Origin of the sequence: Rhizobium sp. BK529 (genome assembly GCF_014194105.1) — a bacterium.
Classification (GTDB): Bacteria; Pseudomonadota; Alphaproteobacteria; order Rhizobiales; family Rhizobiaceae; genus Rhizobium.
Genome location: NZ_JACIAU010000001.1, coordinates 3,305,742 through 3,319,400 on the forward strand (window position 1 = coordinate 3,305,742; position 13,659 = coordinate 3,319,400).

The 13,659-nt window shown below is 59.6% G+C and carries 16 protein-coding genes and 1 other RNA gene; 9 read left to right on the forward strand and 8 right to left on the reverse strand.

Annotated elements, in window-relative coordinates; all coding sequences use genetic code 11:
• Window positions 1-104: 104 nt before the first annotated feature.
• Window positions 105-311, forward strand: a complete 207-nt coding sequence (locus FHX08_RS16560) for a hypothetical protein (RefSeq protein ID WP_184327331.1) — start codon at window positions 105-107, stop codon at window positions 309-311.
• A 30-nt stretch (window positions 312-341) separates the two neighbouring features.
• Here FHX08_RS16560 and FHX08_RS16565 read toward each other — a convergent pair whose 3' ends face one another.
• Entirely contained in the window at window positions 342-707 is a 366-nt protein-coding gene (locus FHX08_RS16565) for a helix-turn-helix domain-containing protein (protein WP_132653238.1), read from the reverse strand.
• Window positions 708-1,536: 829 nt separating this feature from the next.
• Between FHX08_RS16565 and recF the strand changes: the two genes are divergently transcribed.
• The 3 genes from recF to FHX08_RS16580 are packed head-to-tail and all read left to right on the forward strand — an operon-like array spanning window position 1,537 to window position 3,951.
• Window positions 1,537-2,667 carry a DNA replication/repair protein RecF gene (gene recF / locus FHX08_RS16570; protein WP_184327332.1) on the forward strand — a complete coding sequence of 377 codons (1,131 nt, stop codon included), beginning with the start codon at window positions 1,537-1,539 and terminating at the stop codon, window positions 2,665-2,667.
• Complete coding sequence (locus FHX08_RS16575; RefSeq protein WP_184327333.1) at window positions 2,657-3,481, forward strand: molybdopterin-synthase adenylyltransferase MoeB; 825 nt, start codon at window positions 2,657-2,659, stop codon at window positions 3,479-3,481. The genes recF and FHX08_RS16575 overlap by 11 nt, the downstream gene beginning before the upstream one ends.
• Entirely contained in the window at window positions 3,478-3,951 is a 474-nt protein-coding gene (locus FHX08_RS16580) for a GNAT family N-acetyltransferase (RefSeq protein WP_184327334.1), read from the forward strand. The genes FHX08_RS16575 and FHX08_RS16580 overlap by 4 nt, the downstream gene beginning before the upstream one ends.
• 21 nt (window positions 3,952-3,972) lie before the next feature.
• On the opposite strand, the gene FHX08_RS16585 is transcribed toward FHX08_RS16580, so the two are convergent.
• A complete protein-coding gene (locus FHX08_RS16585; protein ID WP_132653096.1) occupies window positions 3,973-4,974 on the reverse strand; it encodes a 2-hydroxyacid dehydrogenase in 1,002 nt (333 codons plus the stop codon).
• 176 nt (window positions 4,975-5,150) lie between these two features.
• Here FHX08_RS16585 and FHX08_RS16590 point away from each other — a divergent pair, with 176 nt between their 5' ends.
• Complete coding sequence (locus FHX08_RS16590; protein WP_132653097.1) at window positions 5,151-5,693, forward strand: SH3 domain-containing protein; 543 nt, start codon at window positions 5,151-5,153, stop codon at window positions 5,691-5,693.
• On the opposite strand, the gene FHX08_RS16595 is transcribed toward FHX08_RS16590, so the two are convergent.
• Complete coding sequence (locus FHX08_RS16595) at window positions 5,686-6,678, reverse strand: adenosine kinase (protein ID WP_132653098.1); 993 nt, start codon at window positions 6,676-6,678, stop codon at window positions 5,686-5,688. The two genes, FHX08_RS16590 and FHX08_RS16595, sit on opposite strands and share 8 nt — an antisense overlap.
• A 407-nt stretch (window positions 6,679-7,085) precedes the next feature.
• Between FHX08_RS16595 and FHX08_RS16600 the strand changes: the two genes are divergently transcribed.
• Entirely contained in the window at window positions 7,086-8,033 is a 948-nt protein-coding gene (locus FHX08_RS16600; protein WP_132653099.1) for an AEC family transporter, read from the forward strand.
• Window positions 8,034-8,089: 56 nt separating this feature from the next.
• On the opposite strand, the gene FHX08_RS16605 is transcribed toward FHX08_RS16600, so the two are convergent.
• Window positions 8,090-8,662, reverse strand: a complete 573-nt coding sequence (locus tag FHX08_RS16605; RefSeq protein ID WP_132653100.1) for a cytochrome c family protein — start codon at window positions 8,660-8,662, stop codon at window positions 8,090-8,092.
• A gap of 154 nt (window positions 8,663-8,816) precedes the next feature.
• On the opposite strand from FHX08_RS16605, the gene FHX08_RS16610 reads away from it, so the two are divergent.
• Window positions 8,817-9,572, forward strand: coding sequence for a 3-deoxy-manno-octulosonate cytidylyltransferase (locus tag FHX08_RS16610; protein WP_132653101.1), 756 nt, complete (start codon window positions 8,817-8,819; stop codon window positions 9,570-9,572).
• 12 nt (window positions 9,573-9,584) lie between these two features.
• Window positions 9,585-10,439, forward strand: coding sequence for a prephenate dehydratase (locus FHX08_RS16615; protein ID WP_132653102.1), 855 nt, complete (start codon window positions 9,585-9,587; stop codon window positions 10,437-10,439).
• A 73-nt stretch (window positions 10,440-10,512) separates the two neighbouring features.
• Here the strand turns inward: FHX08_RS16615 and FHX08_RS16620 are convergent, their stop codons facing one another.
• From FHX08_RS16620 to FHX08_RS16635, 4 genes are all read right to left on the reverse strand, one after another.
• A complete protein-coding gene (locus FHX08_RS16620) occupies window positions 10,513-10,881 on the reverse strand; it encodes a VOC family protein (protein ID WP_112542837.1) in 369 nt (122 codons plus the stop codon).
• Between the two features lie 432 nt (window positions 10,882-11,313).
• Window positions 11,314-12,009 carry a YafY family protein gene (locus tag FHX08_RS16625; RefSeq protein ID WP_132653239.1) on the reverse strand — a complete coding sequence of 232 codons (696 nt, stop codon included), beginning with the start codon at window positions 12,007-12,009 and terminating at the stop codon, window positions 11,314-11,316.
• A 61-nt stretch (window positions 12,010-12,070) separates the two neighbouring features.
• Window positions 12,071-13,030 (reverse strand): NAD(+) diphosphatase, encoded by a 960-nt coding sequence (gene nudC, locus FHX08_RS16630; protein WP_184327335.1) that lies wholly within the window; start codon window positions 13,028-13,030, stop codon window positions 12,071-12,073.
• Window positions 13,027-13,437: an HIT domain-containing protein gene (locus tag FHX08_RS16635; protein WP_132653104.1), complete on the reverse strand. Its 411-nt coding sequence runs from the start codon at window positions 13,435-13,437 to the stop codon at window positions 13,027-13,029. The genes nudC and FHX08_RS16635 overlap by 4 nt, the downstream gene beginning before the upstream one ends.
• Window positions 13,438-13,526: 89 nt before the next feature.
• Between FHX08_RS16635 and ffs the strand changes: the two genes are divergently transcribed.
• Window positions 13,527-13,624: signal recognition particle sRNA small type (gene ffs, locus FHX08_RS16640), an RNA gene on the forward strand.
• The last annotated feature ends 35 nt before the right edge of the window (window positions 13,625-13,659 follow it).

The following is a 13,659-nucleotide window of genomic DNA, read 5'->3' on the forward strand; positions in this document are numbered from 1 at the left end:
ATGCAGGCGTTTTGTGTTAACGCAGAGACCTGAACGTGCTTGCAAGCTCCTGAAATTCATACAGTCTGCGGTTCTCAGCCCCTGAACCAATCGAGAGTGTTTCCATGTCGGCGACGAACTTTTCCAATTGCATGCCCGAAGATGTCGATGTGCTTGCAGGTGCGCTTTATACATGGTGCGCGGAACGCAACATCAAGCTGCGCAGCCAGCAGGGCCTTTCGATCGCCAGCATCGCAATCGACCTCTATCATGCCGGCCACCAGACGCAGGATACCCTGCTCTTCGCGCTGCACGAGCGCGAGCTTCACTGACTTCCTAGCATTTCACGGATGTCTAGACGCTCAGGCGGCGTTTTCAGTTGCTTGGCCGCACATGAGGTTCAGGATCGTCTTGACCGCCTGCTTGCCTGCAGGCGAGTTCAGCCTGTCATAATTGATGGCCAGCTCATAGGCTTCCGGGCTCAGCTCGACGCGATTACTGAACTGGGAAATGCCCGTACCCTCGAAGAGTTCGGAAATATCGACGTCCAGGAAAACTGCAATCTGGTGCAGCTTGCTCGCAGAGACGCGGTTCGTCCCCTTTTCGTATTTCTGGATTTGCTGAAAAGTCAGGCCGAGTGCTTCGCCGAGTTCAAGTTGAGATACACGCCGGCGAGCGCGAAGCTGTCTCACGTTGCGACCGACAATGATATCAATCGGATCCGGCACTGCCACTCTCTCTCCCGAAAAACCCTTCATTTACCATATAGCGTCAGCCGAATATCTCAACCGAGAAGTTGCAAATTTCAACCGACTTTTTTTGGGCGTTAGGCTGATGCGTCAGTTGCTGTCGGGCAAATTCTTCAACTACCGTTTGTCATTCGCTCACTTAGCGGCGATGTTACAAAAAATTGAACAGCTTCCGGTTGACTTCATCTTGGGCGACGATAGTTAGTCGCGCCGGACCCTATAGCGCCATCTGACGAGAGGCTTCGAATACTGCCATGACATCCGCTCCCACCGGGAAACATGATGCCGACAGTATCATCATCGATATGCGCCGCCAGCAGCTGATGATGATCCTCGACTCGTTAAGATCCTTGCGCGGTTCGATAAAGAACCGGCCCGACCTCCTCTATTGGATAGAAAGGGCAATTGCGGAGGCCGAGGCCCAGCTCGAAATTCCCCCTCCCAGCATGCATTAGGGACATAAGCCGCTCCCAGCCTTGATATCCGTGCAGCTTCGGCTTAGAGCCTTTCCTGACCAGATTGAAGCTTTCTGTTGGCTCAAACAGAGACGGGTGGTCGACCGGCCAGCGCGCGTCGTAGCCCGGACCTGCGGCCAAGCCGGCCCGTTTCAGCCAACCGCGGTGGTTTGCTTGCAAACCAGCTAGGGCCGGACATCTTTCCGGCAGGATCAAAGGCGATCGGCTCGGACGTACCAGGGAGTATGTCCTTTGCCGATCGCCTTCGGCCTGACGGAAACCTGCTCCGGCAGAATGCTTCAATCTAGCCAGAAAAGGCTCTCACTGTCAGCCTTGATGATTCCGGATATCCGATGCCGCATAAGGTTGCCCTTTCCCGTCTGAAGCTGACCGATTTTCGCAATTATGCATCGGCCTCGCTTTCGTTCGATGGACGGCATGTGGTGCTGACCGGCGACAACGGCGCCGGCAAGACCAACCTCATGGAAGCCGTCTCCTTCCTGTCACCCGGACGAGGGCTGCGCCGCGCCGCCTATGGCGATATCACCCGTGTGAATGCGGCGGGCGGGTTGTCGATCTTTGCCGAGCTCGATGGCATGGAAGGTAATGTCGAGATCGGCACCGGGATCGACACCAGCGACGAAACCACCACACGCCGGCTGCGCATCAATGGAACGACCGCGAAAACAGTCGATGAACTGACGGATCACCTGCGCGTGCTCTGGCTGACGCCGGCCATGGATGGGCTCTTCACCGGCGGCTCATCGGATCGAAGGCGATTCCTCGACCGGCTCGTCCTGTCGCTCGACCCGGACCATGGCAGGCGAGCGAGCGATTTCGAGCGCGCGATGCGCAGCCGCAACAAGCTGCTCGACGAAGGTCGTTTCGATCCATCCTGGCTTTCCGGTATCGAAGAGCAGATGGCAAGCCTCGGTATCGCCATGGCGCTCGCGCGGCAGGAAATGCTTGGTCTATTGACGCGCCTGATAGAGGAGAGCCGCGAGACTTCCCCCTTCCCATCGGCATCGCTACAGCTCTCGGGCTTCATGGACGGCCAGTTCTCCAGGCCGTCGGTCGACCTGGAAGACGAGTATGCGGCGACACTCCTCGCCAACCGTTACCGCGATGCCGGCGCCGGACGTACGCTGGAGGGGCCGCATCGCGCCGATCTCATCGTGCATCATCGCGAGAAGCAGATGGAAGCGGCACGCTGCTCGACCGGTGAACAAAAGGCTCTGCTGGTTGGCCTCGTGCTTGCCCATGCGCGGCTCGTCGGCAATCTCACGGGCCATGCTCCGATCCTGCTTTTGGACGAGATCGCCGCGCATCTCGATGAAGGACGCCGTGCCGCACTGTTCGACCTGATAGACGGGCTCGGCGGCCAGGCCTTCATGACGGGAACGGACCATCAGATGTTTGCGGCATTGGGGGAGCGGGCGCAGTTCTTTACCGTTGCCGACGGGAAGATTTTGAATGAGCGATAACACTTCTCCTGCCAGTTCGGGGCGTGATAGCATCATGCCCATGGAACCTCTCAGCCCGGACGAAATTGCGCGTTATCATCGCCATATCCTGTTGCCGGAAATCGGCGGCGCGGGTCAGCAGAAGCTGAAGGCCGCCCGCGTGCTGGTGATCGGCGCCGGCGGGCTCGGCGCGCCGATCCTGCAATATCTGGCGGCAGCAGGCGTCGGCACGCTCGGCATTGCCGATGACGACCATGTTTCCCTGTCCAATCTGCAGCGGCAGGTTATTCACGATTCCGGCACGATCGGCGAGCTGAAGACAGAGAGCGCAGCTCAAGCGATTGCGCGGCTGAACCCTCATATCAAGGTCATCCGGTTCACGGAGCGCTTTTCGGCAGACGTTGCGCGCCGATACCTTTCCGGCTTCGATCTCCTGATTGACGGCTCTGATAATTTCGACACGCGTTATACCGCTGCCGATGCGGCCGAGGAAGCACGCATCCCGCTCGTCACCGGTGCCGTCGGTCGCTTCGACGGCTCGCTGACCGTACTGAAACCCTATGAGGTTGCCGAAGACGGCATAGCCAATCCCGGCTATCGCGATCTCTTTCCGGAAGCGCCGCCGGCCGGACTGATCCCTGCCTGTGCGGAAGCCGGCATCATTGGCGCGCTGACCGGTGTAATCGGCACGCTGATGGCTATGGAGGCGATCAAGCTCATTACCGGTGCCGGCGATCCGTTGATCGGCCGTTTGCTGCTCTACAACGCGCTGTCGGCCCGCTTCGACACGATCCGCTACAAACGTCGGCGCGCGAAAGAGAGCAGGACTGCATGACTCCTTTCCGCATCGATGGGAGCTTTGCGCGCTGGAGCGAGCTGCTTCATCTCATTCGAGCGTCCTTCGCCTATATGGACGGCCGCATCGATCCACCCTCCTCGGCAATCCGTCTGACGGTGGAATCGCTCACGGAAAAAGCAAAGGCAGAAATCGCCTATGCCGTGGAGAATGACGGATGGCTCACCGGCTGCATGTTCCTGCGTCCTGAGGCGGACTGTCTCTACATCGGGAAGCTTGCGGTATTGCCATCCGCACAAGGCAAGGGCATCGGCCGCCGCCTGCTTGATATTGCCGAGGAGACGGCGCGCGACCTCGACCTTCCGGCATTGAGGCTCGAGACGCGGGTAGAGCTCGTCGACAATCACTCGACCTTTTCCGCCTGGGGTTTTGCCAGAACCGCAGAGAAGTCGCATCCGGGCTTTACGCGCACGACATTTGTCGAAATGCGGAAAACGCTTACCGGCTAAGGATGTGAGCGCCTCGGGCCCCTATCGTCCGGGCAGCACACGGTTTGGCGGCCGGTGGCCATCAATGAAGGCGCGGATATTGATGATGACTTTGTCGCCCATTTCCGCACGTCCCTCGATCGTCGCCGAGCTCATGTGCGGCAGCAGGACGACCTTTCCCTCATTGGCGAGCTTTACCAGTTTCGGATTGACCATCGGTTCATTCTCGAAGACATCGAGCCCGGCACCGGCGATCCTTCCTTCTCGCAGGCTTTTGATCAACGCAGCCTCATCGATCACGTCGCCACGGGCGGTGTTGACGAGATAGGCTGTCGGTTGCAGCAGCGCCAGGCGGCGCGCCGAGAGCAGATGGAAGGTCGCTGGCGTCGAAGGGCAGTTGACTGAGACGATATCGACGCGGGCAAGCATCTGATCGAGGCTTTCCCAATAGGTCGCCTCCAGCTCATCCTCGGTCGCCGGATTGACGCGTTTGCGGTTGTGATAATGAATCGACAGGCCAAAAGCCTTGGCCCGCCGTGCGACGGCCGTGCCGATGCGACCCATGCCGACAATGCCGATTCGCTTTCCATGAATACGGCGACCGAGCATCCAGGTCGGGGACCAGCCTGCCCATTCGCCGGGTCTGTCGGTCAAAACGCGGGCGCCCTCGCCGATCCGCCGCGGCACGGCGAGGATCAGCGCCATGGTCATGTCGGCGGTATCCTCGGTCAGTACGTTCGGGGTGTTGGTGACCGTGATGCCTTTACGCGCAGCCGCATCGACATCGATATGGTCGGTGCCATTCGAAAAGCTGGCGATGAGCTTCATCTGCGGCCCGACCTGCTCGATGAGCGCTGCGTCGATGCGGTCGGTGACGGTCGGCACGAGCACGTCGCAGCTCTTGACGGCTTCGGCAAGCTCAAGGGCGGATCGCGGCGTATCGTCGATATTCAACTCGGCGTCGAAAAGCTCGCGCATCCGGGTTTCGACGACGTCAGGCAGCTTGCGGGTTATATAGACCTTCGGTTTTTTCTTCGTTGTCATAGCGGCTTGCGGTGCCTTGTTCAGAGGTCTTTAACCAAGTTGGACGATCATTTCCCATAACGGGCATTTTCTACCAGACCCGCACGCGAAGACAAACAAAACTCGCGAGGCGCGCGGGGAATCCCGGAAAGCGAGCAGGCAAGGCCTGCTTCGAATTCGAGCCAACGGAAGCTTCCATGCGTCGCACTGTTCTAAAGCCCTGCCTCGTCCTGGCGGTCGCCCTTGCCGTATCGGCAGGCACAATTGAGTTTGCGCAAGCCCAGGCGGCAGCCAAGGGGCCGAGCGGCCTGCCACTGCCGCGATTCGTGACGCTGAAGTCCAAGCGCGTCAACCTGCGTATCGGCCCGGGAACGGATTACGCCGTTTCCTGGCTGTATCTGAAGTCTGGGTTGCCGGTCGAAATCATCCAGGAATATGATAACTGGCGCCGTATCCGCGATGCCGACGGCACTGAGGGCTGGGTCAACCAGTCGCTGCTGTCAGGCCAGCGCGCGGCCATCGCCGCGCCGTGGATGAAGGGCAAGGGCAAGGGCGTCTATGTCAACCTCCGCCGTGAAGCGCAGCCGTCCTCCAGCATCGTTGCAAAGCTGGAGCCCGGCGTGATGATCACCATCGGTGAATGCAGCGGAGAGTGGTGCTTCGCAAAGACCGACGGCGCCGAGGGCTGGGTGGCGCAGTCGGAAATCTGGGGGGCCTATCCGGGCGAGGCCTTTAAATAAGGCCTGCCTCCTTTGCGGCTTCGGATAGGGATTTCATCGGCCGCGGGCCGATCTGCTGGATGACGATGCCGGCCGCAAGGCAGCCGAGCTTGCCGCAATCTTCCAGCGTACGGCCCTGCGTGTAGCCGTAGAGGAAGCCAGAAGCAAAGAGGTCGCCGGCGCCCGTGGTGTCCACGAGTTCGTCGATCTTGATCGCGTCGACGTAATGGCGCTCGTTACCCTTCAGGATCACGGCGCCGTCCTCGCTCACTGTCACGGCGGCAATCTTGCAATCCTTGGCGATTTTGTTCAGTGCCTCTTCGAAATCGTCGGTCTCGTAAAGCGACAGCGCCTCCTGACGATTGGCGAAGACGATGTCGACTTTGCCGGACCGCATGAGATCCAGGAACTCGCCACGGTAACGATCGACACAGAAGCTATCCGACAGCGTCATGGACATTTCACGGCCGTTTTCATGGGCGATGCGGGCGCAATCGAGGATCGCTTCCTTGGCGCGCGGCGGATCCCAGAGGTAGCCTTCGAAATAGGTGACCTTAGCTTGCGCCACGACATCCGCTTCGACATCCTCGGGCCCAAGTTCGACGCAGGCGCCGAGATAGGTGTTCATCGAGCGCTCGCCGTCATCGGTGACGAAGATCATCGAGCGCGCGGTCGGCGGAAACGTGCCCTTGGCCTTCGTCTGATAGTGAACGCCCTGGGCGCGGATATCATGCGCGAAGATCTCGCCGAGTTGGTCTTCCGCGACCTTGCCGAAATAGGCAGCCTTGCCGCCGAGGCTGGCAATACCGGCGGCCGTATTGCCGGCGCTGCCGCCGGAAGCTTCCAGTGCCGGTCCCATGCGGGAATAGAGCAGTTCGGCGCGATCGGCATCGATGAGGTTCATCGCCGCCTTGGTGATCTTGTTGTCAATGAGGAACTGGTCGTCGCAACGGGCGATGATATCGACGATTGCGTTGCCGACTGTCAGAACATCGAATTTGGTCATGAAATGGGAAGTCCCGGATTTGTGATAGCCGGTAATCGGTCTTAGCGAAATTTATTGGTATTGGAAGGATAAACCGCACACAGGTTTATAAGTCTTCGCAAAACTGCCGCTTATTCGTCATGCCGCTGTCACCTTACCTGCCTAAAAATCTCCTCGGAAAGACCGGCATGCAGTATTTTCGTAGAGCTGGTTACCGGGAGGGATGATCCCTTCTGTCTTACCGGAACGGCGCTGACCACGGATGAACTGGCAGTGTCGGATCTGGGTATCCGGCAGGACCGGATGCGGAAAAGCGGGCTTAGCCCGCTTTTTTATTGCGACGCGAAAAGAAATGCATGCCGTGCATTTGTCATGGCCGGCAATATGCTGCTAGACCTCGGGACCTTCCCCGCGCAGAGCAGCAGTTCATGTCAGCCATCATCTTCGACGTTCTTCCGATCTTCCTTCTCATTCTCATCGGTTGGCTGATCGTCCGCATCGGCGTGCTGACGGCAAGCGTCGGCGATGCCTTGAGCGAGTTCGTCTTCAAGATCGCCGTGCCCCTGTTGCTTTTCCGCACGATCGCCGAAGCCGATTTCCACGGCGCATCGCCGTTCCGGCTCTGGACCGTCTATTTTTCCGGCGTCGCAGTGACGTGGGCAGCCGGGCACATCGTCGCTACGCGTTTCTTCGGCCGCGACGAGCGGATCGGCGTGCTTGCCGGCGTATCCTCGGCCTTCGCCAACAACATTTTCATCGGCCTGCCGCTGGTCGAACGCACTGTGGGCAGCGAAGGGCTCGTCGCCCTTTCCATCCTGCTTGCCATCCATCTACCTATCATGATGGTGGCCGGCACCATCATGATGGAACATGCCGAACGCAAGATTTCAGGCAAGAGCGAGCGCAGCATGGCTCAAGTGCTCAAGCAGATCGGCTTGAATCTGCTGCATAATCCACTTGTCATCGGCATCGCCGCAGGCGCCGCCTTTCATGTCTCGGGCCTGACAATGCCGGCAACGGTCGGAACCGTCGTTGGGCAGATCGCCGGCACCGCCGGCCCGGCGGCGCTGATTTCGCTCGGCATGGCACTCCAGAAATACGGCGTCTCAGGGAATATCGGGATCGCCAGCGTGACCTCCGCATTCAAGCTGCTGCTGCTGCCAGGGTGCGTGTGGGCGGCAAGCCACCTGTTCGGCCTCAGCAACGAATGGGCGGCGGCGCTGGTACTGACTTCATCGGTTCCGACGGGGGTAAATGCCTGGCTGATCGCCAATCGCTTCGGTGTCGGCCACAGCCTGGCCGCCTCTACGATCTCGGTGACCACGGCGCTCGGCGCCATCACAGTTTCCTTCTGGGCTTATATCCTCGGCACCTAAGGCAACAAAAAACCCGGCGCGAGGCCGGGCTTCTTCTTAAAAACGCTCGACGGCTCTTACTGCGTTGCAGCCGGAGCATTCGGATCCGGCAGCGCAACCGGCGAATCAGCCAGCGTGTGCAGGTAGAGAATGACGTTGGCGCGATCCTGATCCTTCGGCAGGCCGGCAAAGCCCATAGCCGTGCCCGGAACGTCCTTCTTCGGCGCCGTCAGGAACTTGTTGAGGTTTTCGAACGTCCAATGTTCGCTGCCGCCCTTGGAGAAATCCTTCATGGCAGAGGAATAGGCAAAGCCTTCATGTGAGGCGATCGGGCGATCTACGACACCAAAGAGATTCGGACCAACCTTGTTCGGTCCGCCCTTGGTGCCGTCATGACAGGCCTGACACTTCTTAAATACGGTTTCGCCGGCCTTGGCATCGGCGCTTGCAAGAAGTTTCGCAATCGGAACAGCAGCGGCTGCAGGTGCGCTCTCACCGCCGGCGGCGGGTGCTTCCTCGGCGACGATGGCAAAACCTTCCTTTTCCGGCGCCTCGGAATGGAAGATCCCCTCGGACGCGATGGAAACCGACATCAGAACGAAAACCGTTCCAAGCAGTGCCCCCACGGCCGTATTGACGTATGAATTCATCTGCAATGCTCCCCTTGCAGCCGGCAGACCAGAAACCGGACCATCTTGAAATTGCGCGGAACCTATGTCTTTTGGCTATTCGTTGCAACTGTCTAAATGGTCTTGTGCGTGAGACTTTTTGCCACTTTTCTGCCTGGATTAGAAGGCCCGAACAATGACTGATTCAAAATTAGATGACGTGCTGGTGCTGATCCCAGCTCGCCTGGCCTCCACCCGCCTTCCGGGCAAGCCGCTGGCCGATATTTGTGGTTTGCCGATGATCGTGCAGGTCGCAAAACGGGCCGCCGAAGCGGCCATCGGGCGCGTCATCGTGGCGGTCGACGAGCAGGAAGTTTACGACGTCGTGGCTGCAGCCGGCTTCGAAGTGATCATGACAAGCAAGGACCATCAGGTCGGTTCGGACCGCATTTTCGAAGCGCTCACCAAGGTTGATCCAGACGGAAAGGCGAAAATCGTCGTGAACGTTCAAGGTGATCTTCCGACGATCGACGCGGAAACCGTGCGCGCAGCATTGCGCCCCCTGGAGAACCCGCAGGTCGATATCGCTACGTTGACGACTGTAATCGACAACGAGGAAGACAAGACGGCACCACACATCGTCAAGGTTGTCGGCACCCCCCTTTCGGCAAGTCGCCTGCGCGCGCTGTACTTCACCCGCACGAGCGCGCCCTATGGTGAGGGACCGCTTTACCACCATATCGGGCTTTACGCCTATCGGCGTGCCGCACTCGAGCGCTTTGTTTCTCTTGAGCGCGGTACACTCGAAAAGCGCGAATCACTGGAGCAGTTGCGCGCGCTCGAAGCCGGCATGCGCATCGATGTCGAGATCGTTGACACGGTTCCGCTCGGTGTCGATACTCCCGCCGACCTCGAAAAGGCGTGGCGCATTCTCTCCGCGAAGGCCAACTGACGGATTTTCCTCATGAACATCAAGACCAACAGGATCGCCTTCCAAGGCGAGTTCGGCGCCAATTCCGACATGGCGTGCCGGGACATGTTCCCGACGATGGAGCCGTTGCCTTGCCAGACCTTCGAGGACGCTTTTACCGCCGTCGACAATGGCGACGCCGATATCGGCATGATCCCGATCGAGAACACGATCGCAGGCCGTGTCGCCGACATCCACCATCTGCTGCCGGAATCGCGCCTGCACATCATCGGCGAATATTTCATGCCGATTCGGTTTCAGCTCATGGTATTGCCGGGTGTTACAAAGGACGAGATCCGCACCGTGCACAGCCATATCCATGCGCTCGGCCAGTGCCGCAAGATCGTTCGCGCCAACGGCTGGAAGCCCGTGATCGCCGGCGATACGGCAGGGGCTGCGAAGCTCGTCAAGGAAACCGGCGACCGCTCCATGGCAGCGCTTGCGCCGCGTCTTGCGGCTGATCTCTATGGGCTCGACATCGTCGCCGAGAATGTCGAGGACACGGAAAACAACGTGACGCGCTTCGTGGTGCTGTCGCGGGATGAGGAGTGGGCACAGCGCTCCGTCAGCGACGAGAAAATCGTCACCACCTTCGTCTTCAACGTCCGCAATATTCCGGCAGCGCTCTACAAGGCGCTCGGCGGCTTTGCGACGAACGGCATCAACATGACCAAGCTCGAGAGCTATCAGCTCGGCGGCAAGTTCGTAGCGACGCAGTTCTACGCCGATATCGAAGGCCATCCAAACGACCCGCATGTGCGCCGCGCGCTTGAAGAATTGCGCTTCTTCTCCGAGAAGGTCCGCATCCTCGGCGTCTATAAGGGCCATCCGATGCGCGGACTTCTTTAGGCGCTGCAGCTAGCAACGAATATGGCCCCTCCGGCATGGGGGCCGGAGGGACTTCTCGGGTGCGATTTGCCAGTTATTTATCCGGCTCACAAACGCGCAACCGGTGTCCGTCCGGATCCAGCACGACGAAGGTGGGACCGAAGTCGAGTTCGGTCAGCTCCTGGGCGACGGGCAGCCCGCGGCTGCGCCAGTCTTCGTAATGCCTTGCGACTGCGTTTTCGCCATCAACCATGAAGGCGACCTCGCCGCGATTGCCGATGGCGGAAGGCTGCGGTTCGACCTTGCTGCGGCGCCAGAGGCCGAGGGTGAAACCGCCATCCAGCGGGAAAGCGACGAAATTCGGTGCTTCCACGGCCGGCTCACGGCTCAGGATATTGCGGTAGAAAGCGGCACTTTCAGCGGGATCCTTGACATAGAGGATAATGAGATTGGGGCTGGCCATTTCAGTTCTCCGATTACGGTTGAAAAGTATCCCCGGCCGAAAGCTACTGCCATTTTATGGCAGTAGCTTTCGGATTACAGCGCTATTGGCAGCGCCGCTTCGTTACCGGGAGGAATATCAATGAGGCAGGCGCGCGGCGCTACCGGAAGAGATCGTCGCCGACGCGCCAATCCTGACCATCTATGAGGCCGAGATCGCGTTTACGCCATTGCGGGATCGTCTCAAGATCAAGGCGCGGACGGCGTGATGACGCTCTGGTGAATCTATCTGCGAATAAGCGCACCAGACGAGAGCGAAGGGTCCTTCCGGCTTCCTTGGAAGTACGACGGCCGGCATATTGAACGACTTGAGGCATTCCCATGATCAGTACTCCTTTCCTGCTGGACTGGTACTGATAATAGCGCCACCTGCTGACAGTTTATGGCAGCAGCGTCACTGCTCGACAGGAATATCCTGCGTGTCCCGCCACTCCTTCAGGAGCGCCGTGCGGCGGCGTGGATACCGTGTCTCATGGACTGTCATATCGATGATGCGATCGGTGCGGAAATGGCGGAAATCCTGGCGCAGCTCGCACCAGGCCATGATGATGCGCACATGCTCGAAATAGCCGAGCGCGAAAGGCCAGACACGGCGGCGCGAGACACGACCCTGCTCGTCGCCGTAATGCAGTTCGAGCACACGCTCCAGGCGGATTGCCTTGCGGATGGCCGAGACATCCGCCTTGTCCTCGTCCTGGCGCTTGCGGCCAACGAAGAGCGTCGCCGAATCGACCATTTCACGCATGTCGGACGGCAGGACGGCGGCAATCTTTGCCAGTGCATCGGCGCCGGCGTTCGCAAGCCGCGGCTCGGCGGCGCGAGCCACCCAGCGGGAGCCAAGCACCAGCGCCTCCAGCTCTTCTTCGGAAAACATCATCGGCGGCAGCATGAAGCCCGGTTTCAGCACGTAACCTATGCCCGCCTCACCCTCGATCATCGCCCCCTGCGACTGCAGGCTTGCAATGTCGCGGTAGAGCGTGCGCAGGCTGACGCCGGTTTCTGCAGCAAGCACGGTGCCGGTGACCGGCCGCCGATAGCGCCGGAGCGTCTGAAGCAGGGTCAGCAGCCGTTCCGAGCGGGCGACCATGATTATACCCTCATGCAAGCTGACCAGAGACGAACGACGATCGCCCCCACATTACAGCCTCTGCCTAGCGTTTCCACTCCACCCAGTCGCGCATCAGCCGATGGGCAATCGCACCCTTCGGCGGCGGCGCCTTGCCGTTGGCGCCGGGGCGCTCCAGCATTTCGATGGTCTCCTCGCGGGTGAACCAGCGGCAATCCTCGAGCTCGGCTTCATCCCGGTGGATCTCGCGCGACTTCGCTTCGGCATAACAGCCGATCATCAACGAATGCGGCATCGGCCAGGGCTGCGAGGCATGATAGCGGATACGGCCGGTCTTGATACCGGATTCCTCCAGCGTTTCGCGACGAACGGCATTTTCGATTGTCTCACCGGGCTCCACGAAGCCGGCCAGACAGGAATACATACCCGGCGCAAAATGCGGGCTGCGACCGAGCAGGCAGAGATCGCGCTCTTCATCGATCGTCAACATGATGACGACGGGGTCGGTGCGCGGGAAGATCATGTGCTCGCAGGCGGTGCAGACGCGCTTGTAGCCACCGATATGGATTTCCATGACCGAGCCGCAGCGGCCGCAAAACCGGTTGTCGCTGTTCCAGCGAATGAGACTTGCAGCCTGCGCGAATTCGCCGAGCAACATTTCATCGACCAGCTGGTCGCGAAAGAGCGAGCGGCCGTCCACGGGTTTATATTGGCTCGCCATATCCTCGACGTCGATGCCGACGGGCACAGCAAGGCGCGGTTCGCCGGTCTTGCGGTAACCGAGCAGAACGGTCTCGTCCCAATTCGGCTTCAGCTCCTGCAGCTCGTAACGGACAAAGAGCGGATCAAGCACCTGACCGTCATGCTTCAGCACGAGCTTGTCCTTGGCGAAGGCAAAGATATGTGTGCCTTCGCGGGCAAGCGCTTTTTCGACCGAGCCTTCATCGCGATGTTCGCTGTCGCGGCTCAGGTCGTTGGCGGCGAAGGCCGTGAGATTGCTGGGTTCCGGATGCGGCACATCCGAATCGAAAAGCGAATGACTCATGGTGAAAGGGCTTCCCGCAGCTTTGCTATGAATTCGTCTCTGGTTGCGTCCTCATAAGGCTCAGCCTTGCCGAAGCCCCAGACAGGGCCCGGCCAATTCGCATCACCTTCGGAACGCGCAATAACATGAACATGAAGCTGGCGGACGATGTTGCCAAGAGCCCCTATATTGATTTTTGTGGCACCAGTGACCTTCTTGAGCGCTGAGGAGACAAGCTCGGTTTCGAAAGTGAGCAGCACCTGATCGAGCGGCGTCAGCTCGAAGATCTCGGTGATGCCTGCCCGGCGCGGCACCAGGATGAGCCACGGCCAGCGGGCATCCTTGGACAGCCGGACATCGCACAGGCCAACGACCATGATACTGGTGCTGTCGCTTTCGAGCCTGAGGTCGAGCACGAAATCACTCAAGGGCATTCTCCTCATGTTTTCCAATGGACTAGCAGTTTTTTTGGAGCTTGGCTTGCATTTGATGACGATTTTGCCGATATGTGCATCCGGGAGGTTGGTGGTGGACGAGCCACTCGCCAACCGGGTCAGGTCCGGAAGGAAGCAGCCCTAACGAGCCCCGGCACGGGTCATCGTGCCAGCCTCCCACCTTCTCTTCCAAGAAGCCCGGGCTTTCGGGCGCAA